This is a genomic window from Streptomyces sp. NPDC055254 (assembly GCF_053606025.1).
Genome location: NZ_JBSGQV010000014.1, coordinates 110,298 through 129,754 on the forward strand (window position 1 = coordinate 110,298; position 19,457 = coordinate 129,754).

At 72.9% G+C, this 19,457-nt stretch carries 20 protein-coding genes and 1 tRNA gene; 11 read left to right on the top strand and 10 right to left on the bottom strand.

Translation table 11 applies throughout. The features are described 5' to 3' along the window. The 3 genes from ACWFQ8_RS16695 to ACWFQ8_RS16705 all read left to right on the top strand — a co-directional run bounded on the left by ACWFQ8_RS16695 (position 1) and on the right by ACWFQ8_RS16705 (position 3,307). Positions 1–765: an SDR family oxidoreductase gene (locus tag ACWFQ8_RS16695; RefSeq protein WP_453786951.1), complete on the top strand. Its 765-nt coding sequence runs from the start codon at positions 1–3 to the stop codon at positions 763–765. 62 nt (positions 766–827) lie between these two features. Next, entirely contained in the window at positions 828–2,633 is a 1,806-nt protein-coding gene (locus tag ACWFQ8_RS16700) for a class I adenylate-forming enzyme family protein (protein WP_453787001.1), read from the top strand. 68 nt (positions 2,634–2,701) lie between these two features. Beyond that, positions 2,702–3,307, top strand: a complete 606-nt coding sequence (locus ACWFQ8_RS16705) for a TetR/AcrR family transcriptional regulator (RefSeq protein WP_453786952.1) — start codon at positions 2,702–2,704, stop codon at positions 3,305–3,307. Positions 3,308–3,442: 135 nt separating this feature from the next. Here the strand turns inward: ACWFQ8_RS16705 and ACWFQ8_RS16710 are convergent, their stop codons facing one another. The 7 genes from ACWFQ8_RS16710 to ACWFQ8_RS16740 all read right to left on the bottom strand — a co-directional run bounded on the left by ACWFQ8_RS16710 (position 3,443) and on the right by ACWFQ8_RS16740 (position 8,740). Next, entirely contained in the window at positions 3,443–4,669 is a 1,227-nt protein-coding gene (locus tag ACWFQ8_RS16710; protein ID WP_453786953.1) for an acyl-CoA dehydrogenase family protein, read from the bottom strand. An 11-nt stretch (positions 4,670–4,680) separates the two neighbouring features. Next, positions 4,681–5,793, bottom strand: a complete 1,113-nt coding sequence (locus ACWFQ8_RS16715) for a phosphotransferase family protein (RefSeq protein WP_453786954.1) — start codon at positions 5,791–5,793, stop codon at positions 4,681–4,683. A gap of 188 nt (positions 5,794–5,981) precedes the next feature. Further along, positions 5,982–6,893 (bottom strand): MBL fold metallo-hydrolase, encoded by a 912-nt coding sequence (locus tag ACWFQ8_RS16720; RefSeq protein WP_453786955.1) that lies wholly within the window; start codon positions 6,891–6,893, stop codon positions 5,982–5,984. Between the two features lie 138 nt (positions 6,894–7,031). Further along, positions 7,032–7,328, bottom strand: coding sequence for a hypothetical protein (locus tag ACWFQ8_RS16725; RefSeq protein ID WP_453786956.1), 297 nt, complete (start codon positions 7,326–7,328; stop codon positions 7,032–7,034). 134 nt (positions 7,329–7,462) lie between these two features. Then, positions 7,463–7,780: a DUF202 domain-containing protein gene (locus ACWFQ8_RS16730; protein WP_453786957.1), complete on the bottom strand. Its 318-nt coding sequence runs from the start codon at positions 7,778–7,780 to the stop codon at positions 7,463–7,465. Next, positions 7,777–8,175, bottom strand: a complete 399-nt coding sequence (locus ACWFQ8_RS16735; protein ID WP_453786958.1) for a YidH family protein — start codon at positions 8,173–8,175, stop codon at positions 7,777–7,779. The genes ACWFQ8_RS16730 and ACWFQ8_RS16735 overlap by 4 nt, the downstream gene beginning before the upstream one ends. Positions 8,176–8,194: 19 nt before the next feature. Further along, a complete protein-coding gene (locus tag ACWFQ8_RS16740) occupies positions 8,195–8,740 on the bottom strand; it encodes an NUDIX domain-containing protein (protein WP_453786959.1) in 546 nt (181 codons plus the stop codon). Positions 8,741–8,815: 75 nt separating this feature from the next. Between ACWFQ8_RS16740 and ACWFQ8_RS16745 the strand changes: the two genes are divergently transcribed. Beyond that, the gene (locus tag ACWFQ8_RS16745; protein ID WP_453786960.1) at positions 8,816–10,471 is read left to right on the top strand and encodes an FAD-binding dehydrogenase; all 1,656 of its coding nucleotides are present in this window, start codon (positions 8,816–8,818) and stop codon (positions 10,469–10,471) included. Positions 10,472–10,567: 96 nt separating this feature from the next. On the opposite strand, the gene ACWFQ8_RS16750 is transcribed toward ACWFQ8_RS16745, so the two are convergent. Next, positions 10,568–10,969, bottom strand: coding sequence for an ASCH domain-containing protein (locus ACWFQ8_RS16750; protein ID WP_453787002.1), 402 nt, complete (start codon positions 10,967–10,969; stop codon positions 10,568–10,570). Between the two features lie 316 nt (positions 10,970–11,285). Here ACWFQ8_RS16750 and ACWFQ8_RS16755 point away from each other — a divergent pair, with 316 nt between their 5' ends. From ACWFQ8_RS16755 to ACWFQ8_RS16765, 3 genes are all read left to right on the top strand, one after another. Then, positions 11,286–12,233 (top strand): hypothetical protein, encoded by a 948-nt coding sequence (locus ACWFQ8_RS16755; RefSeq protein WP_453786961.1) that lies wholly within the window; start codon positions 11,286–11,288, stop codon positions 12,231–12,233. Between the two features lie 57 nt (positions 12,234–12,290). Further along, positions 12,291–13,835: an APC family permease gene (locus tag ACWFQ8_RS16760; RefSeq protein WP_453786962.1), complete on the top strand. Its 1,545-nt coding sequence runs from the start codon at positions 12,291–12,293 to the stop codon at positions 13,833–13,835. A gap of 212 nt (positions 13,836–14,047) precedes the next feature. Beyond that, positions 14,048–15,487: an amino acid permease gene (locus tag ACWFQ8_RS16765; protein ID WP_453786963.1), complete on the top strand. Its 1,440-nt coding sequence runs from the start codon at positions 14,048–14,050 to the stop codon at positions 15,485–15,487. 111 nt (positions 15,488–15,598) lie between these two features. Here the strand turns inward: ACWFQ8_RS16765 and ACWFQ8_RS16770 are convergent. Then, positions 15,599–15,686, bottom strand: a tRNA-Leu gene (locus ACWFQ8_RS16770). 167 nt (positions 15,687–15,853) lie between these two features. Between ACWFQ8_RS16770 and ACWFQ8_RS16775 the strand changes: the two genes are divergently transcribed. The 3 genes from ACWFQ8_RS16775 (at position 15,854) to ACWFQ8_RS16785 (ending at position 18,460) form a co-directional block, all read left to right on the top strand. Continuing rightward, on the top strand, positions 15,854–17,179 hold the full coding sequence (locus ACWFQ8_RS16775; RefSeq protein WP_453786964.1) for a M20/M25/M40 family metallo-hydrolase: 1,326 nt from the start codon (positions 15,854–15,856) through the stop codon (positions 17,177–17,179). A gap of 143 nt (positions 17,180–17,322) precedes the next feature. Continuing rightward, the gene (chpH, locus tag ACWFQ8_RS16780; RefSeq protein WP_069919593.1) at positions 17,323–17,556 is read left to right on the top strand and encodes a chaplin ChpH; all 234 of its coding nucleotides are present in this window, start codon (positions 17,323–17,325) and stop codon (positions 17,554–17,556) included. Positions 17,557–17,710: 154 nt separating this feature from the next. After that, positions 17,711–18,460, top strand: a complete 750-nt coding sequence (locus ACWFQ8_RS16785) for a chaplin (RefSeq protein ID WP_453786965.1) — start codon at positions 17,711–17,713, stop codon at positions 18,458–18,460. A gap of 39 nt (positions 18,461–18,499) precedes the next feature. Here ACWFQ8_RS16785 and ACWFQ8_RS16790 read toward each other — a convergent pair whose 3' ends face one another. After that, the gene (locus tag ACWFQ8_RS16790) at positions 18,500–18,688 is read right to left on the bottom strand and encodes a DUF5703 family protein (RefSeq protein ID WP_453786966.1); all 189 of its coding nucleotides are present in this window, start codon (positions 18,686–18,688) and stop codon (positions 18,500–18,502) included. Positions 18,689–18,735: 47 nt separating this feature from the next. On the opposite strand from ACWFQ8_RS16790, the gene ACWFQ8_RS16795 reads away from it, so the two are divergent. Continuing rightward, positions 18,736–19,407 carry a hypothetical protein gene (locus tag ACWFQ8_RS16795; protein ID WP_453786967.1) on the top strand — a complete coding sequence of 224 codons (672 nt, stop codon included), beginning with the start codon at positions 18,736–18,738 and terminating at the stop codon, positions 19,405–19,407. Positions 19,408–19,457: the final 50 nt, after the last annotated feature.

Consider the following 19,457-nt stretch of genomic DNA (forward strand, 5'->3'; position numbering starts at 1 on the left):
GTGAGCGCGTACCAGGGCCAGCGAGTCGTCGTGACCGGAGCGGGCGGCGGCATCGGCGCCGCCCTCGCGCACCGCTTCGCGGCCGAGGGCGCCACCGTGGTCGTCAACGACCTCGACGCGGCGCGGGCCGCCGCCGTGGCGGGCGCGATTGGGCCCCGCGCGATCGCGGTGCCCGGCGATGCCTCGGCGATCGCGGCCGAGGCCCGCGAGGCCCTCGGCGGGAGGGTCGACGTCTACTGCGCCAACGCCGGACTCGCCTCGGGCGGTGATGCCTTCGCCGACGAGGCCGTTTGGGAAGCGGCCTGGGACACCAACGTCATGGCCCACGTCCGCGCCGCCCGGCTGCTGCTGCCGGACTGGCTGGAGCGGGGGAGCGGCCGCTTCGTGTCCACCGTCTCGGCCGCCGGACTGCTGACCATGATCGGAGCGGCGCCGTACAGTGTCACCAAGCACGGTGCGTTCGCCTTCGCCGAATGGCTGTCGCTGACCTACCGCCACCGGGGCGTCCAGGTCCACGCCATCTGCCCGCAAGGGGTGCGCACCGACATGCTGACCGCCGCGGGCTCGGCGGGCGAGCTCGTCCTCGCACCGACCGCGATCGAGCCGGAAGCGGTCGCGGACGCGCTGTTCGACGGCATGGAGAAGGGCCGGTTCTTGATCCTCCCGCACCCCGAGGTGGCGGACTTCTACGCCGTGCGCGCCACCGACACGGACCACTGGCTCGGCGGCATGAGCCATCTCCAACAGAAGTGGGAGGGCCGGTGACCGCCGACCTCGCCCCGGCCGACCCGGCCCCGATCGACCTCGCCCCGGCCGACCTCGCCCCGATCGACCCCGCGGTCCCGGCCGGGCCCGCCCTGAGGTACGCGGACCGGCCCTGGCTCGCCGTGCTCAGCCCGGCCCAGCGCGCGCCCGTCGCGCCGCCCCCCACCCTGCTGCACGCCTTCCGCGAGGCCGTCGCCCGGGCGCCCGGGCGCACCGCGCTGGCCTACTTCGACGGCCGGACCGGCTACGCCGAGGCCGACGCCCTGTCCGACTCGGTCGCCGGTCACCTCGCGGCGCACGGCGTCCGGCGCGGCGACCGCGTCGCCGTCATGCTGCAGAACACCCCGCACTACGTCCTGGCCGTCCTCGCCGCCTGGAAGGCCGGAGCCGTCGTCGTCCCGCTCAACCCGATGTACAAGGCGCGCGAGGTGGGGCACGTCCTGCGCGACTCCGGGGCCCGCGCGCTGGTCTGCGACGGCCGCGCCTGGACGGCGTACCTGCGCGAGGCCGTCGCGGGGACGGCCGTACGGATCGCCCTGACCGCCTCCGACCGGGACTTCCAGACCAGGAACGATCCGCGGGTGCTCCCCCCGGTCGCGGACGCAGGCACGGGCACCAACACCGGCACGGGTACACACACCGGCACCGGCACCGGCACGGGCACGAACACCGGCACGGACACGGGCACAGCCACCGACACCGCCGCCGCCCGTCCCGCCGCCGGTGCCCCCGCCCGCCCCGTGCGGCCCGCCGACCTCACCGCCACCGCCCGCCGCGGCCACCCGGCGCCGCCGGACCCGCGGCTCACCGCCGCCGACACCGCCCTCATCAGTTACACCTCGGGCACCAGCGGTACCCCCAAGGGCGCCATGAACCCCCACGGTGCGCTCACCTACAACGCCGTCCGCCAGGTCACCGGCCACCCCCTGCCCGAGGGCGCCACCTACTTCGCCCTCGCACCCCTCTTCCACATCACCGGCATGGTCTGCCAGCTCGGCGCCTGCCTCGCCAACGCCGGCACCCTCGTCCTCGCCCACCGCTTCGACGCGGGCGTCGTCCTCGACGCCTTCCTCGAACACCGCCCCGCCTACACCATCGGCCCGGCCACCGCCTTCATGGCCCTCGCCGCTCACCCCGACGCCACCGCGGACCACTTCGCCTCGTTCCGGGTGGTCTCCTCCGGCGGGGCCCCGCTGCCGCCCGCGCTCGTCGAACGCCTGCGCGAGACCTTCGGCTTCTACCTCCGCAACGGCTACGGCCTCACCGAGTGCACCGCCCCCTGCGCCTCCGTCCCCGCGCACCGCGAGGCCCCCGTCGACCCCGTCTCCGGCACCCTGTCCGTCGGCGTGCCCGGCGCCGACACCGTCGTCCGCATCCTCGACGAGCACGGCGGGGAGGTCCCCTTCGGGGAGACCGGCGAGATAGCCGTCCGGGGCCCGCAGGTCGTGCCCGGCTACTGGGGCCTGCCCGCCGACACCGCCGCGACCTTCCCGGACGGCGAACTGCGCACCGGCGACGTCGGCTTCATGGACCCGGACGGCTGGCTCTACGTGGTCGACCGCAAGAAGGACATGATCAACGCCTCCGGCTTCAAGGTCTGGCCGCGCGAGGTCGAGGACGTGCTCTACACCCACCCCGCCGTCCGCGAGGCGGCCGTGGTCGGCGTCCCGGACGCGTACCGGGGCGAGAGCGTGAAGGCGTACGTGAGCCTGCGCCCCGGGGCCTCCGTCGAGCCGGCGGAACTGTCCGCGTACTGTGCCGCGCGGATCGCCGCGTACAAGTACCCGCGCCGGGTCGAGATCCTGCCTGTCCTTCCGAAGACGACCAGTGGCAAGATCCTGCGACGGGAACTGCACGAGCGCGGCTGAAAACAGTCGGACGGTCGTACAGCTGGTCACACCGGCCAGGCAGGGACGAGGAAGGGAAGGTCGGAGCCATGGCGGCCAGGACCACGGAGCCAGCAGGCACGCACGAAGCCCCGGTACCGCAGCGGCTGCTGGCGGTCGCGACCAGGCTTTTCGCCGAGCGCGGGTACGACCGCACCTCGGTCCAGGAGATCGTGGAGGCGGCCGGAGTCACCAAGGGCGCGCTGTACCACTACTTCGGGTCCAAGGACGACCTGCTCCACGAGGTGTACGCGCGGATGCTGCGGCTCCAGCAGCAGCGGCTGGACGCGGTGGCCGGATCCGGCGCTCCGGTGGAGGACCGGCTGCGGGCGGCCGCCGCCGACGTGGTGGTGACCACCATCGAGAACCTCGACGACGCGATGATCTTCTTCCGGTCGATGCACCAGCTCAGCCCGGAGAAGTTCAAGCAGGTACGGGCCGAGCGCCGGCGCTACCACGAGCGCTTCCGGGCCCTGGTCGAGGAAGGGCAGCGCACCGGGGTGTTCTCCGACGCCACGCCCGCGGACCTGGTGGTGGACTACCACTTCGGCTCGGTGCACCACCTGTCCACCTGGTACCGCGCGGACGGCCCCCTCACGCCGCAGCAGGTCGCCGACCACCTCGCCGACCTGCTGCTGCGCGCCCTGCGCCCGTAGCGCGTACGGACGCGGACACGGGTGCCCGGAAGCCCGGGCACCCTCCGGCCCCGTTGCTCAAGAGCCCGTCGCCCGGAAGCCCGCGCGGGCCGCGACGCGCCCGGAAGCCCGCCGCGGGCCGCGACCCGCCCGGCGCTACATGTACCGCTTGAGCTCCCGGCGTGCCAGCGAGCGCTGGTGCACCTCGTCCGGCCCGTCGGCCAGCATCAGCGTCCGCGCCGCCGCCCACAGCTCGGCCAGCGGGAAGTCCTGGCTCACCCCGCCCGCGCCGTGCAGCTGCACCGCGCGGTCCAGGATCTCCACGACCGCCCGCGGGGTCGCGATCTTGATGGCCTGGATCTCGGTGTGCGCGCCGCGGTTCCCGACGGTGTCCATCAGCCAGGCCGTCTTCAGCACCAGCAGCCGGAGCTGCTCCACGGTGACCCGCGCGTCCGCGATCCAGTTCTGCACGACCCCCTGCGCGGCCAGCGGCTTGCCGAAGGCGGTACGGTCCACCGCGCGCCGGCACATCAGCTCGATGGCCCGCTCGGCCATGCCGATCAGCCGCATGCAGTGGTGGATCCGGCCCGGACCGAGCCGGGCCTGGGCGATGGCGAAGCCGGCGCCCTCCTCGCCGATCAGGTTCGTGGCCGGGACCCGGGCCCCGTCGAAGACCACCTCGGCGTGGCCGCCGTGGTCGTGGTCCTCGTACCCGTAGACCGTCATGGCCCGCCGCACCTCGACGCCGGGGGTGTCGCGGGGAACCAGGATCATCGACTGCTGGCGGCGCGGATCGGCCCCCCGCGGGTCGGTCTTGCCCATCACGATGAAGATCTTGCAGTCGGGGTTCATGGCCCCGGAGATGAACCACTTGCGGCCGGTCACCACGTACGTGTCGCCAGAACCGCCCGCGGACCGCTCGATCCGGGTCTCGATGTTCGTCGCGTCCGAGGAGGCCACCTCGGGCTCGGTCATCGCGAAGGCGGACCGGATCCCGCCGGCCAGCAGCGGCTCCAGCCACTGCTTCTTCTGCTGCTCGTTCCCGAACTGGGCGAGCAGCTCCATGTTCCCCGTGTCGGGAGCCGCGCAGTTGGTCGCCGTCGGTGCCAGGTGCGGGCTGCGCCCGGTGATCTCGGCCAGCGGGGCGTACTGGAGGTTGGTCAGCCCGGCGCCGTGTTCCGCGTCCGGCAGGAAGAGGTTCCACAGGCCCCGGCGCCGCGCTTCGGCCTTCAGTTCACCGAAGACGGCCGGGGTGTCCCAGGGCGAGGCCAGCCGCGCGCGCTGCTCGGCGGCGACGGGCTCCGCCGGGTAGACGTACTCCTCCATGAACGCGAGCAGCCGCTCGCGGAGTTCCTCGGTCCGGGCGTCGAATGCGAAGTCCATGGGTGCGTGCCTCAGTCTTCCTGGCGGACGGGGTGGTCGTGCCGGACGGGGTGGTCGTGGCGGATCGGGTGGTCCTGGCGGTCCCGCAGTGTGGTCAGTCCGTGCTCGATGAAGACCGGGACCAGCTCGCCGATCCGGTCGAAGCCCGCGCCGACGGTCTGCCCGAGGGTGTAGCGGTAGTGGATGCCTTCGAGGATCACGGCGAGCTTGAACCAGGCGAAGGCCGTGTACCAGGCGATGGATCCGGTGTCCCGGCCGGAGCGGGCCGCGTACCGCTCGATCAGCTCGGCCGGCCGGGGATGCCCCGGCGCCGCGCTCGTCGTACTGACCGGGGAGTCGCTCAGGCCCAGGTCGGAGCTGTACATCACCAGCAGACCCAGATCGGTGAGCGGGTCGCCGAGCGTCGACATCTCCCAGTCGAGCACCGCCCGGATCGAGTCGTCCGGGCCGCCGATCAGGACGTTGTCGAGCCGGAAGTCGCCGTGCACCACCGTCGGCGCGGGGGAGGCCGGCAGCGCCCGGCCGAGCGAGCCGTGCAGCTCGTCGATCCCGGCGAGCTCCCGGCCCCGCGAGGCCGCGAGCTGCTTGCCCCAGCGGCGCAACTGCCGGTCGAGGAAGCCCTCGGGCCGGCCGAAGTCGCCCAGGCCCACCGACCCCGGTTCCACCGCGTGCAGGTCGACCAGGGTGTCGACCAGGCCCAGGACCGCCCGCCGGGTGCGCTCGGGGCCGATCGCGGCGAGTTCGTCCGCGGTCCGGTACGGCACCCCGTCCACGAACTCCATCACGTAGAAGGGGGCTCCGAGCACCGACTCGTCCTCGCACAGCAGCACCGTCTCCGGCACCGGTACGGCCGTGTCGTGCAGCGCCGCGACGACCCGGTGCTCGCGCCGCATGTCGTGCGCGGTCGCCAGTACGTGGCCGAGGGGCGGCCGGCGCACGACCCAGCGGGCTGCCCCGTCCGTGACCTCGTAGGTGAGGTTGGACCGGCCGCCCTCGATCAGCCGTCCGCGCAGCGGCCCGGTCGCGAGTCCGGGGCGCACCCGGTCGAAATGGCCCCGCAGCCGTTCCAGATCGAGGCCGCGGGGGCCGGCCGGGCCGGGGTCCGGGGCCGGGGCTGACGTCATGGGCGCACCTCCGTGGGAGCGGACGGGAGAGGAGGGCGGGGCTACCGTGCCCACACCTGCCGCTGCCATCATGCCGACCAGTCGGTATGGCGTCCAGAGCCCGAGCCGAAAAGTCCCGGACCGGGCGCAGGTCGAGGCCGGCCTCGTGGCCGTCCCGGCCCCCGTCGCCGTCGTCGCCGCGGGTCCCGCTACGCGTGGCAGAGGATCGGCGTCCCCCCGTTCATCACCGTCATGTCCCTGAGCACCGCCGGGATGTCCAGCGGGGCCCCCTCCCGTTCCCCGGCCAGTTCCGCGTACGCCCGGTGCAGGTTCGCCACGAGCCGCTCGCTCTCCCGCCAGGCGGCGAACTCGCCGAGATCCGCCTGCCGGGCCGTCTCCAGCGGGGTCAGCCCCTTCTCCCGCCCCGCCGCCGCGAGCCCGGCCACGTAGCGCAGGTACCGCTCGGTGGAGTCGTAGGCCGAACCGTCGGTCAGCGGCCCGTGGCCCGGAACGACGGTCTCCGCGTCCAGCGAGCGCAGCAGCTCCAGCGCCCGCAACGAGCCGGCCAGCGAACCCATGGCCAGGAACGGGGTCCCTCCGGCGAAGACCAGGTCACCGGTGAACACCACCCGCTGCCGTGGCAGCCACACGATCGAGTCGCCGGTGGTGTGCGCCACTCCCGGATGCAGGACCCGTACGTCCGTCCCGCCCACGTGCAGGGTCAGCCGCCCGCTGTAGGTGAGGTCGGGGGCGGTGATCTCTATCGCGCCGAAATCCGTCGTAGGCCAGATCATCTCCAGCTGGTGGCCCGCGGCGAGCTGCTCGGCCCGCGCGCGCTCGTGCCCGACGATCAGGGCCTCCGGTGCGAAGACCGCGTTGCCGTAGGTGTGGTCGCCGTGGTGGTGGGTGTTCACCACCGTGCGGGGCAGCGGCGCCCCCGCGCCGACGACGGCCGCGCGCAGGGCCAGCGCCCGCCGCTGGGTCGCGGCGGTGTCGACGAGCAGGGTCTGCCCGCCGTCGGTCACGAAGCCGGCGTTGTTGAGGCACCAGCCGCCGTCCGGCTGGACGTACGCGTACACCCCCGGTGCGGGCTGGACGAGGTACGGCTCTTCGACGGACATCGGCGCTCTCCCCGGGGTCGCTTCGTCAGGCGCATCGCATCCTGCCAGCCGGGGCGGCCGCGGGGGAGGGGGGTAGAGATCGGAAGTCGGTGGCCGGGGGCCGACGGTGGCCCGTGGCCCGTGGTCAGCGGCCCGTGGTCAGTGGTCGTCGTAGTGACCGTCGTGGGCGGCGTGCCGGTGCCCGTCGTGCAGGTAGTCCAGGTGGTCGCCGTGCGGGACCGCGTCGTGCCCGCAGCCCGTGCCGTGCTCGTGCGCGTGGCCCTGGTGGGTGGCGTGGCCCGGGGTCTCGCACTCGTCCCAGTGCCCGGAGTGCTCCCGGTGCAGATGGCCGTCGTGCGCGTAGTCGAGGTGGTCGCCGTGCGGGACCGCCCGGTGCCCGCAGTCGGCGCCGTGGGTGTGCTCGTGCGTCGGGTGCTCGTGGTGCAGGGTCGTCATGGGTCGAGGCTAGTGCGGATCGGATGGTATCGCCCGTTTCATCCCGGCGGCGCGGGAAAGCCCGATCATGTGATCCGCTGATCGTCGGACGGTACGACAGCCCGCGGGGCGCGGCCGCCCGCATGCCTGCCGGTTCAGAGGATCACCGCTGCGGCGAACACCGCCAGCGCCACCGTGCACGCCGTCGCCGCCGCGGCGGCCCCGGGCGCCAGCGCCCCCGGCCGGGCCCGCGCCAGCGCCCCTACCCGGCGGTGCGCCACCCCCAGGAACGCCAGCCAGATCAGCGAGATCACCGCGGCCCCGGCCACCTCCACCGGCGCCCCGGTGCCGCGCACCGCCTGCCGCAGCGCCAGTACCGCCACCACCGAGCAGGCGAGGGTCGTGCGCCGCCACGCGAGCCGGGTCCGCTCCGGTTGCAGCCCGGCGTCGCGGGGCTCGCCGGGAACGCTCACGACCCCGACGTCCAGCCCAGCAGTACGAGAACCACCATCGCCACCGCGACGAGTCCCACACCGAGGCTCAGCACCACCGGGAACCGCGACAGCGGCAGGTCCTCGCCCCGGCGCATCGCCCGCTCGCAGCGCGTCCAGTGGTTCACGGCCCGCACCGCGCACGCCGCGCCCACCGCGAGCAGCGCGACGGCCAGGGCGACGCGCACCGCCCATCGCAGGTCGGGCAGGAACTGGTCGACGGCGAAGCCGCCGGCCACCAGGGCCAGCGCGGTGCGGATCCAGGCCAGGAAGGTCCGCTCGTTGGCGAGCGAGAACCGGTAGTCGGGGGTCACGCCCTCGTCCCGGAGCCGCTGCGGCGCGAACCAGAGGCGTACGTCTTTGACGAAGTCGATCACAGGCGCAATCTACGGGCAGCTACCCCGCCGCGCCGCGACCGCCCCGGGCGCGGAACCCGGCCAGCCGCCGGTACGCCTCCAGCCCGTCCGGCACCCACGGCCAGGTGCCCGCGGCCACCCGCCGCTCCAGATCGTCCGCGCCGAGGAAGGCGTACCAGTCCACCTCCGACACCTGCGGCCGTACCGGCAGGTCGCACCGCACCTCGTGCACGTACGACCACCAGGCACCGCCCGGGCCCTCGTACAGGAACTTGAACAACGGCACCGGCTGCGCCAGCCCCGACACCCCCAGCTCCTCCTCGGCCTCGCGCAGCGCGGCCTGCGGGTAGCCCTCGCCGGCGCCCACCACCCCGCCCACGAACATGTCGTAGTGCGAGGGGAACACCAGCTTCGACGCCGTCCGGCGGTGGACGAAGACCGTCCCGTCCGGCCCCAGGACCCGCACGAACACGCAGCGGTGGATCAGCCCCCGCGCGTACACCTCGCCGCGCGTGGCCCGCCCCGTCACCCGGTCGTCCCGGTCCACCACGTCCAGCACTTCATCAGCGGCACTCACACGGTTCATCCAACCACCGCTGTTGACTGGTTACCGCTCCGTAGCCAAGGATCTGCCCCACCATCGACGGAGGACGGGACACCCATGGCGTACGACGCAGACGTGATCGTGATCGGGGCCGGCCTCGCCGGGCTCGCGGCCACCGCCGAGCTCGTCGACGCGGGCCGCAAGGTCATCCTGCTCGACCAGGAGCCGGAGCGGTCCCTCGGCGGCCAGGCCCACTGGTCCTTCGGCGGCCTCTTCCTCGTGGACTCGCCCGAGCAGCGCCGGATGCGCGTCAAGGACAACCGGGACCTCGCCCTCCAGGACTGGCTGGGCACCGCCGGGTTCGACCGCGACGAGGACGCCTGGCCGCGCCGCTGGGCCGAGGCCTACGTCGACTTCGCGGCCGGTGAGAAGCGGTCCTGGCTGCACGCCCAGGGCGTCCGCTTCTTCCCGGTGGTCGGCTGGGCGGAGCGCGGCGGCTACGACGCGAACGGCCACGGCAACTCCGTGCCCCGCTTCCACATCACCTGGGGCACGGGCCCCGGACTCGTGGAGCCCTTCGAGCGGCGCGTCCGGGCCGGGGTGGCCCGCGGCCTGGTGCAGCTGCGGTTCCGCCACCGGGTCACCGGCCTCGCGCGCACGGCCGGCGCGGTGGACACGGTGACGGGCGAGGTCCTGGAGCCCTCCGACGCCGTACGCGGCACCGCGAGCGGCCGCGCGGCCACCGGGGCGTTCTCCCTCCGCGCCCAGGCCGTCATCGTCACCTCCGGCGGCATCGGCGGCAACCACGACCTGGTCCGCGCGCAGTGGCCGGCCCGCCTCGGCACCCCGCCCGAGCGGATGCTCTCCGGCGTCCCCGCGCACGTCGACGGGCTGATGCTGGGCATCGCGGAGGCGGCGGGCGCCAGCCACATCAACAAGGACCGGATGTGGCACTACACCGAGGGCATCGAGAACTGGAACCCGATCTGGTCCCGGCACGGCATCCGCATCCTCCCCGGCCCCTCCTCGCTCTGGCTGGACGCCACCGGCAAGCGGCTCCCCGTACCGCTCTTCCCGGGCTTCGACACCCTCGGCACCCTCGAACACATCATGCGGACCGGGCACGACCACACCTGGTTCGTGCTCAACCAGCGCGTCATCGGCAAGGAGTTCGCCCTGTCCGGCTCCGAGCAGAACCCCGACCTCACCGGGAAGTCGGTCCGCGGCGTGATCTCCCGCGCGCGGCAGGCCGTACCGGAACCGGTGAAGGCGTTCATGGACAACGGCGCGGACTTCGTCGTCGAGCGCGACCTGTCCGCCCTGGTGCGCGGGATGAACGCGGTCACCAAGGAGGACCTGATCGACGAGGCGGCGCTGCGCGAGGTGATCACCGGCCGGGACCGGGAGATCGCCAACCCCTTCACCAAGGACCTCCAGGTGATGTCGATCCACGGCGCCCGCAAGTACCTCGGCGACAAGCTGATCCGCACCGCCGCTCCGCACCGGATCCTGGATCCGGCGGCCGGTCCGCTGATCGCGGTCCGGCTCTCGATCCTGACCCGCAAGTCGCTGGGAGGCCTGGAGACCGACCTCTCCTCGCGGGTCCTGGCGGCGGACGGCGAGCCGCTGCCCGGCGTCTACGCGGCGGGCGAGGCGGCCGGCTTCGGCGGCGGCGGGGTGCACGGCTACCGCGCCCTGGAGGGCACCTTCCTGGGCGGTTGCCTCTTCTCGGGCCGCGCGGCGGGCCGCGCCGCGGCCCGAGCGGTGGCCTGACGGCGCGGGCGGTACGGGGACACCCGGCGGGACCGGAAGCGCCCGCCCCGCCGGGTGGAGGCGGTAGCCCGGGTGTCCCCGTACCGCCGGTGCGGTTCAGCCGCCGTCGGCCGCGACCTCCACCACGCGGAAACGTTCCGCCACCACCATCGTGTCGTCGTCGACCGTGAAACCGGGGTCCCCGAGCAGCTCCCGCATCTGCGGCCCGTGCCAGAACCCCTCGTGGGACGAGCGCCATTCGGCCACTGACGCGTACCCCTCACCCTCGTCCCGCGCGTGCCGCAGGTCCACCTCGGCGAGCGGCAGGACCCGTACGTCCGTGATCTCCAGGACGGCCACCGGGCGCTCGGCGGAGTCCACGAGGGCCGAGCGCTGCCCCGCCTCGGGCAGCGGCTCGCCCTCCACCCGGTACGCGTCGAGCAGCCCGGTGGTGCTGGTCTTCGCTCCGCTCAGTACCGCCGCGACCAGCCGGTCGCGCAGCGGTCCGGGGAAGGCCATCTGGTACGGGGGGAGATCGTCGTATGCGTTCACGGCCCCACCCTACGGTGTCGCCCGTCCGGCTCCCGAACCGGCACAAGCGGCCCAACTCACCTCACCGGCGAAGCAGTTGAAACCCGCCACGCAGTGGACTGGACCTTGACGCGGAGCTGTGCGTACCGCTTTGCTGTGCGTGATCATCCGACCCGCTCGCCGGTACGGTCCTCGGCCGCCGAGGCGACGGCACCCGCGCACACCCCCGCGCGCGTTCCGGCCGCGGCCCGCGCCGTCCACAGTGTTCCGCCCGTCCGCCCGTGTTCTGGAGGGAAACCCGCGGATGTCCCCGCCTCCGCCGCCCCTCGGCCGCGCCCGCAAGCGCGACGCCCAGCTCTTCGACTCGGCCCTGTGCGACGCGGAGCTCGTCGACGTACGGGCCAAGTTCACCCAGGGCCGCTGGTCCGCGGCGCGTTCCCTGCTCGTCGCCACCGGGGACGACTGGGACCGCAGGGGCCACCGCGTCGTGGTCCTCGCCGAGACCCCGGCGGCCACCGCCTGGGCCCGCGAATGGCTCCTCGCCGAGCCGGAGAGCGCCGACGCCGCCGCCCTCCTCGCCTGCGCCGCCGTCTTCACCGCCCTGCGCCGCAAGGGCACCCCGGAAGCCGCGGAGGACGCCTGCCGCCGGGCCGCCGCGCTGCTCCCCGCCGACCCGACGCCCTGGCTCGGCCTGCTGCTGCTCTCCCGCGCCTTCGGCAACGAGGAGGACTTCAGCCGCCACTTCGACCAGGTGCGGGCCCGCCACCGCGAGCACCACCACGCCCACCACCTGATGGTCGCCAGGCTCGCGGAACGCGCCCCCGGCTCCGGTCACGACCCCCTCCACGAGGTCTACGACTTCGCGGCCTGGGCCGCCGAGGAGTCCCCGGCGGACTCCCCGCTCGCCGTGCTCCCCGTCGTCGCGCACGCCGAGCGCTACCGGGTACTCGCCGCCACCCGGGGCCACACCCCCGACGCCGCGGCCGCCCACTGGTCCGGCCGCCGGGCCCGCCAGGTGCTGCGCTCGGCCTTCGACTGGTGGCTGGAGTGGGAGCGGGAGGACCATCCCCGCAACCGGGTCGACCTCAACTTCCTGGCCCACGCCAAGCTCTGCGAGGGCCGCCCGGCGGAGGCCGCCGCGCTCTTCCACCGCATCGGCAGCCACGCCACGCGCGCCCCCTGGTCCTATCCGGACCGCGATCCGCACAAGGCCTTCCTCGCCGCGCGCCACGCGGCCCTCGGCACCGCCTGACGTCAGACAGGCGCCGCCCCGCCCCCCCCGGAACGACCACCCCGAAAGGACACCGCCATGCCGACGGGCAGATCCACCACGCTCCGCGACCCGGCCGAGATCCGTACGTACAAGGGCCAGGACCGCGCCCTGCGCGCCGACCGCCTGGGAACCGCCGGCCTGCTGCTCTCCGTACTCGCCGCCAGCGCCCCCCTGATGGTGGTCGCAGGTGTCATGCCCACGACCTTCGGGGTGATGGGCATCGTCGGCCAGCCGCTGCTCTTCGTCATCCTCGGTATCGTCCTCGCGCTCTTCAGCATCGGCTACGCCGAGATGAGCCGGCACGTCCACAACGCCGGCGCCTTCTACGCCTACATCGCCCGCGGCCTCGGCCCCACCGCCGGCGCGGGTGCCTCATTCGTCGCCCTCGTCGCGTACAGCGCCATGCAGGTCGGCGTGTACGGCATCCTCGGCTTCGAGATCTCCGGCCTCTTCGCCACCTACCTGCGGATCGAACTCGCCTGGTGGATACCGGCCCTGCTGGCCGTCGCCGCCACCGGCGCCCTCGGCTGGCTCAAGATCGACCTCAACGCCAAGGTGCTCGGAGTCCTCCTCCTCATCGAGTGCGCCCTGGTCGTCGTCTTCGACGTGGCCGCGCTCACCGAGCCCGGCCCCGAGGGCCTCTCGCTGCACGCCTTCAACCCCGAGACCCTCACCGGCGCCGGCCTCGGCACCGCCCTGTGCTTCTGCATCGCCGCCTTCGTCGGCTTCGAGCAGTCCCCGGTGTATGCCGAGGAGACCAGCAAGCCGCACATCGTCGTGTCCCGGGTGATGTTCCTCGCCGTCGGCTTCGCCGCCCTCTTCTTCGCCTTCAGTGCCTGGGCCCTCACCGTCGCCACCGGCCCCTCCGAAGTGGTCGCCACCTCCAAGGACGCCGGCCCCGGCCTGCTCTTCGCGCTCACCGAGAGCCGGCTGGGCACGACGTTCACCGACGTCCTGCACGTCCTCTTCGTGACCGGCATGTTCGCGGCCGTGCTCAGCTTCCACAACGTGGTCGCCCGCTACGCCTTCGCGATGGGCCGCGAGGGACTGCTCCCCGCCGCCTTCGGACGCACCAACAGCGGCACCGGAGCCCCCGGCACCGGCTCCCTCCTGCAGAGCGTGATCGCCACCGTCGTCGTCATCGCCTTCGCCGCCACCGACGACCTGCCGGCCGGGGACCCCACCGCCCCCGTGCTGCACCTGTTCACCTGGATGGGCAGCGTCGGCGCCCTGGGTGTGACCCTGCTCATGGCCGCCGCGTCCTTCGCCGTCATCGCGTTCTTCGTCCGCCGGGGCACCGCGGGGGCCCAGGTCTGGCGGCTCGTCGCGGCCGGCGCCGCCGGGCTCGCGCTCCTGGCCATCGCCGTCTACACCGTCAAGGACTTCGGCGTCCTGGTCGGCGCCGAGGAGGGCTCCGCGCTCAGCTGGGCCCTGCCCGCCGTCATCGGCGCCGCCGTCGTGGCGGGCCTCGGGTACGGCCTGCTGCTGCGCAGCCGCCGCCCGGAGGTGCACGCCCGCATCGGCCTGGGCAACGAGGCCTTCCGACTCGACCAGGCGGCAGAGGCCACTTCGGGCGACTGACCTCGCTTTCCAGCCTCTACGCAGCCCCTGACGCCGGATTCCAAGGTCGTCGGGGGCTGCGGTGCACAGGGCCTCATTTTGGCGGGCAGCGGAGCCCCGTGTTCTCCTGGGGCGATCGAATCGACCGGACCGACACCCAGGTGACACCACCCAGCTCCCCTGCGCGGCGGTCCGGCCCTGTCTGCCCCACACCCACGAAGGCGAAGTCATACATGAGTGACCGCACCTTGACCGAGGCTCCCGCCCCGGCGTCTTCCCGCCATGTCGACGCCGGTGACGAGGGCTACAGCAAGGACCTCAAGTCCCGCCACATCAACATGATCGCGATCGGCGGGGCGATAGGCACCGGCCTGTTCCTCGGCGCGGGCGGCCGCCTCGCCGGAGCCGGCCCCTCCCTCGCGATCGCCTACGCGGTGTGCGGCGTCTTCGCCTTCTTCGTGGTCCGCGCCCTCGGCGAGCTCGTGCTCTACCGGCCCTCCTCCGGAGCCTTCGTCTCCTACGCCCGTGAGTTCATGGGGGAGAAGGGCGCCTACACGGCCGGCTGGCTGTACTTCCTGAACTGGTCCACGACCACCGTGGCCGACATCACGGCCGCCGCGACCTACGCCCACTTCTGGTCGCTGTTCACCGACGTCCCGCAGTGGGTCCTCGCCTTCATCGCCCTCGCCGTGGTCCTCACCGCGAACCTGATCTCGGTGAAGTACTTCGGCGAGATGGAGTTCTGGTTCTCCCTGGTCAAGGTCGCCGCGTTGGTGGTCTTCCTGATCGTCGGCATCTGGCTCGTCGCCACCAGCCACGACATCGGCGGCCACACCCCGGGCCTGTCCACCGTCACCGACAACGGCGGGCTCTTCCCCTCCGGCGTCCTGCCGATGCTCCTTGTCATCCAGGGCGTGGTCTTCGCGTACGCCTCCGTCGAGCTCTGCGGCGTCGCCGCCGGCGAGACCGAGAACCCCGAGAAGATCATGCCGAAGGCCATCAACTCGATCATGTGGCGCGTGGGCCTCTTCTACGTGGGCTCCGTGGTCCTGCTCGCGCTGCTGCTCCCGTACACGGCGTACAGCTCCGACCAGAGCCCCTTCGTCACCGTCTTCGACCAGCTGGGCGTCCCCGGCGCAGCGGGCATCATGAACCTGGTGGTCCTGACGGCCGCCCTCTCCAGCCTGAACTCCGGCCTGTACTCCACCGGCCGCATCCTGCGCTCCATGTCCCTGGCCGGCTCCGCACCGAAGTTCACCGGCGTCATGAACAAGGGCAAGGTGCCCTACGGCGGGGTCCTGTTCACCGCCGCCTTCGGCGTCGCGGGCGTCGTCCTGAACTACTTCATGGCGGAGGAGGCCTTCGAGATCGTCCTGAACTTCGCCTCGCTCGGCATCCTCGGCACCTGGGCCATGGTCATGCTCTGCTCGCTCCACTTCTGGCGCCGCGCGCGGCAGGGCCGCCTGGAGCGCCCCTCCTACCGCCTGCCCTGGGCCCCGTACACGCAGATCGTGACGCTCGTCTTCCTCGCCGCGGTCCTGGTCCTGATGTGGTGCGACGGCGGCGTCGGCCGCACCACCGTCATGTTCGTGCCGCTGATCGGCGCCGCCCTGGTCGGCGGCTGGTTCCTGGTCCGCGGCCGCGTGGCCGAGCTCGCCGCCGCCCGCGACTGACCACCCGCGCCCGTACGGGGCCCCGTCCGCGGGGCCCGTACGGGCGTCCCGGCCTCCGCGCCGACGGCGGCGCACACGAAGAAGGACCCCGCCGAGGCGGGGTCCTTCTGTTGGTGTCCGAGGGGGGACTTGAACCCCCACGCCCGATAAAGGGCACTAGCACCTCAAGCTAGCGCGTCTGCCATTCCGCCACCCGGACAAGGTGTCTGTCTCGCGTCCCTCGCGGGCCGTTCCGACGTGGAAAACATTACCAAACATTCCGGGGTCCCCGATCACCCCCCCTTCGGCCGGGGAACGCCCTTGGGGAGAGCGGCCGCGAGCGGGAGGATGGAGGCAGTTCGGTACTGATCAGTGGGAGGAAGCAGCGTGAGCGAGTCGAGCGCGGGCAGGACCGTCACCGGCGAGGACGAGGTCGTCGACCTCTGCCGGGACCTCATCCGGATCGACACCAGCAACTACGGGGACCATTCGGGCCCCGGCGAACGGAAGGCGGCCGAGTGGGTCGCCGAGAAGCTCGCGGAGGTGGGGCTGGAGCCGCAGATCTTCGAGTCCCACAAGGGCCGCGCCTCGACCGTGGCGCGGATCGAGGGCGAGGACCCGTCCCGGCCGGCGCTGCTGATCCACGGGCACACGGACGTGGTTCCGGCCAACGCCGCCGACTGGACCTACGACCCCTTCTCGGGCGAGATCGCCGACGGCTGCGTGTGGGGCCGGGGCGCCGTCGACATGAAGGACATGGACGCGATGACGCTGGCCGTCGTGCGCGACCGGATGCGCAGCGGCCGCAAGCCCCCCAGGGACATCGTGCTGGCCTTCCTCGCGGACGAGGAGGCCGGCGGCATCTACGGCGCGCGGCACCTCGTCGACAAGCACCCGGGGCTGTTCGAGGGCGTCACGGAGGCGATCGGCGAGGTCGGCGGCTTCTCCTTCACCGTCAACGAGAACCTCCGGCTCTACCTCGTGGAGACCGCCCAGAAGGGCATGCACTGGATGCGGCTCACGGTGGAGGGCACTGCGGGCCACGGCTCCATGACCAACAAGGACAACGCCATCACGGAGCTCTGCGAGGCCGTGGGACGGCTCGGCCGCCACCAGTGGCCGGTGCGCGTGACGAAGACCGTACGGTCCTTCCTGGACGAGCTCTCGGACGCGCTCGGCACCCCGCTGGACCCGGACGACATGGACGCCACGCTCGCCAAGCTCGGCGGCATCGCCAAGATGGTCGGCGCGACCCTGCGCAACTCCGCCGCCCCGACGATGCTCGGCGCCGGCTACAAGGTCAACGTCATCCCCGGCCAGGCGACGGCCCACGTCGACGGCCGCTTCCTGCCCGGGTACGAGGACGAGTTCTTCGCCGACCTCGACCGCATCCTCGGCCCGCGCGTGAAGCGCGAGGACGTGCACGGGGACAAGGCGCTGGAAACCGATTTCGACGGCCGACTGGTGGACGCCATGCAGGGCGCACTGAAGGCCGAGGACCCGATCGCGCGGGCGGTTCCGTACATGCTCTCCGGCGGCACGGACGCGAAGTCCTTCGACGACCTCGGCATCCGCTGCTTCGGCTTCGCCCCGTTGCAGCTGCCGCCGGAGCTCGACTTCGCCGGGATGTTCCACGGCGTGGACGAGCGGGTGCCGGTCGACGGGCTCACGTTCGGCGTGCGGGTCCTGGACCGATTCATCGACAACGCCTGAGATCAACGCCTGAGAATCGAAGAGGTGTGCGCAATCCACTGGGAAGAGTGAATGCACTCATACGCTCGTAGCCCCGGTGATCCCTCCTCGTTACAGGTGGTGCGGTCCGCGGCTGGGACCGCAGTTGCCTACTAGGAGGAACAATGATCAAGAAGGTTGTCGCCGCTGCGGCTGCCACTGGTGGCCTGGTTCTCGCGGGTGCGGGTCTGGCTGTCGCCGACGCGGGTGCCCAGGGTGCGGCCATCGGCTCGCCCGGTGTCCTGTCCGGCAACGTCGTCCAGGTCCCCGTCCACATTCCGGTGAACGTGTGCGGCAACACGGTCAACGTGATCGGCCTGCTGAACCCGGCCTTCGGCAACACCTGCGTCAACGCCTGACGCATCTGAAGTTCTGGCCCCGGGACGCATGCCAGCGTTCCGGGGCCGCCGGGCTTTCCGGCCCGTTCTTCCGCTTCGGCGTACCTGGCGGGGGACCGGTACGGCCGGGCCGCCGAGCAATGCGCGACACGTACACACCAGGGGACGAGTACAGATGAGACGACCGGCACAGGTCACCAGGAAGACCCTGATCACCATGGCCGCCGCGGGCGGTGTCCTAGCCCTGGGCGGGGGTCACGCGCAGGCGGATTCGGGCGCCTCGGGACATGCCGCGAACTCCCCGGGCCTGCTGTCCGGGAACAACGTGCAGGCGCCCGTGGACGTTCCGGTGAACGCCTGCGGGAACACGGCGACGGTGGTGGGAGGCCTGAACCCGGCCTTCGGGAACCACTGCTCCAACCTCTCGGGCAAGCCGGGCAAGCCGGGCAAGCCCGATAAGCCGGGCCACCCGGGGAACCCCAGCCACCCGGGGAACCCCGGCCACCCGGGCCACCCCGGCGGCGGGGACGAACCCTGCGACGACCACCCGGAGCACCCGCAGCACCCGGAGCACCCGCAGCACCCGGGGAACCCCGGGAACCCGGGCAACCCGGGCGGGCCGGGCGGTGAGAACCCCGGGAACCCGGGCGGACCCGGTGGAGAGAACCCCGGGAACCCCGGTGGGCCGGGCACGCCGGGGACGGAGAACCCCGGTTCCGGAACGCCGGGAACGCCGGGCGGAAACACCCCGGGCACCCCCGGCACCCCCGGCACCCCGGGCGGGCCCGGCCAGGGCCCCGGTACGCCCGGCCCCGGCCTGGCCGCCACCGGCTCCGGCGACGTGCTGACGGCGGGACTCCCGCTCGCCGGCGGCCTGCTGCTGGCCGGCAGCGTCCTCTACCGCCGCGCCCGCAACGCCGCCTGACGGGCCTTCACGACGCGGGCCCCGCTCCCGGGGCCCGCGTCACCACGTCCCCCGGACCTGGCGGATGATCCGGCGGCGCAGCCGCACGCGGCGACTGCCGTCCCGGTGCAGGCTCAGCCGGTCGAGTTCCCAGTTCCCGTACTCGGCATGGTCGGTCAGCAGGCGGGTCGCCTCCTTGCGAGGAACGCCGCGGGGCACGTACACGTCGACAAATTCGTATTCCGGCATCGCATCTATTGTGCGGGCACAGCCCTGCTACGGATAGCGTCTGCTTTATGTCTGATGCCGCTCTGCCCACTGTTGCCGAGGTACGCGCCGCCGCCGAGGCGGTCAAGGCCGCGCTCGACCGCCACCTCGCCGCGGTCGAGCGCAGGACCGGGGACGAGGACCCGGACGTCTACGCCGCGTTCAACGATCTCGCCGCCGCCGCCGAGGACTACGACGAACTCCTCTACGACCGGTACGACGAGGTCACCCCCTTCGAGATCCCCACGCCGGAGGACGGTGTACCGTACACCGGCCCCGCCGAGCCCGCCGCTTTCAGCGTGCTCATCCGCCGCGACTACGCCGTGGTGGAACCGCCGCGCCTGATCGCGCAGGCCGAACGCGTCGCCGCGCACGACCGGGATGCCGAGCTCGTCCACGACGGAGGTACCGCGGGCGCCCTCGGCGTGCTCTTCGGCGAGTACGAGCCCGACGAGATCGCCTCCCGCTCCAAGGACTTCGGGCTGGAGGAGGGCGACTCCACCCTCTGGATCGCGGCCTCCGAGGAGGCGGCGGAGCCGGGGGAGTGGCTCAACTCGCCCTTCGGCCACACCGATCCGCAGGACGTCCTGCACCGGTTCGACGTCAGCTCCGTCTTCGACGAGGAGATCGACGAGTTCGAGGAGGGCGACGGGAGCGACGAACAGGGTGAGACCGCGCGGTCCGGGTTGACGCCGGCCTGATCCCGCCCGTTCCGGGTCCCCCTTCCCTCGGGCGGGGGACCCGGTGCCGT

Bases quoted from the DNA above. Each gene is read 5' to 3' on its own strand.
- ACWFQ8_RS16710 (WP_453786953.1), bottom strand. From the start codon at position 4,669: ATGGACTTCGCATTCGACGCCCGGACCGAGGAACTCCGCGAGCGGCTG.
- ACWFQ8_RS16705 (WP_453786952.1), top strand. From the start codon at position 2,702: ATGGCGGCCAGGACCACGGAGCCAGCAGGCACGCACGAAGCCCCGGTA.
- ACWFQ8_RS16760 (WP_453786962.1), top strand. From the start codon at position 12,291: ATGCCGACGGGCAGATCCACCACGCTCCGCGACCCGGCCGAGATCCGT.
- ACWFQ8_RS16795 (WP_453786967.1), top strand. From the start codon at position 18,736: ATGTCTGATGCCGCTCTGCCCACTGTTGCCGAGGTACGCGCCGCCGCC.
- ACWFQ8_RS16720 (WP_453786955.1), bottom strand. From the start codon at position 6,893: ATGTCCGTCGAAGAGCCGTACCTCGTCCAGCCCGCACCGGGGGTGTAC.
- ACWFQ8_RS16755 (WP_453786961.1), top strand. From the start codon at position 11,286: ATGTCCCCGCCTCCGCCGCCCCTCGGCCGCGCCCGCAAGCGCGACGCC.
- ACWFQ8_RS16740 (WP_453786959.1), bottom strand. From the start codon at position 8,740: ATGAACCGTGTGAGTGCCGCTGATGAAGTGCTGGACGTGGTGGACCGG.
- ACWFQ8_RS16745 (WP_453786960.1), top strand. From the start codon at position 8,816: ATGGCGTACGACGCAGACGTGATCGTGATCGGGGCCGGCCTCGCCGGG.
- ACWFQ8_RS16785 (WP_453786965.1), top strand. From the start codon at position 17,711: ATGAGACGACCGGCACAGGTCACCAGGAAGACCCTGATCACCATGGCC.
- ACWFQ8_RS16765 (WP_453786963.1), top strand. From the start codon at position 14,048: ATGAGTGACCGCACCTTGACCGAGGCTCCCGCCCCGGCGTCTTCCCGC.
- ACWFQ8_RS16790 (WP_453786966.1), bottom strand. From the start codon at position 18,688: ATGCCGGAATACGAATTTGTCGACGTGTACGTGCCCCGCGGCGTTCCT.
- chpH (WP_069919593.1), top strand. From the start codon at position 17,323: ATGATCAAGAAGGTTGTCGCCGCTGCGGCTGCCACTGGTGGCCTGGTT.
- ACWFQ8_RS16750 (WP_453787002.1), bottom strand. From the start codon at position 10,969: ATGGCCTTCCCCGGACCGCTGCGCGACCGGCTGGTCGCGGCGGTACTG.
- ACWFQ8_RS16725 (WP_453786956.1), bottom strand. From the start codon at position 7,328: ATGACGACCCTGCACCACGAGCACCCGACGCACGAGCACACCCACGGC.
- ACWFQ8_RS16715 (WP_453786954.1), bottom strand. From the start codon at position 5,793: ATGACGTCAGCCCCGGCCCCGGACCCCGGCCCGGCCGGCCCCCGCGGC.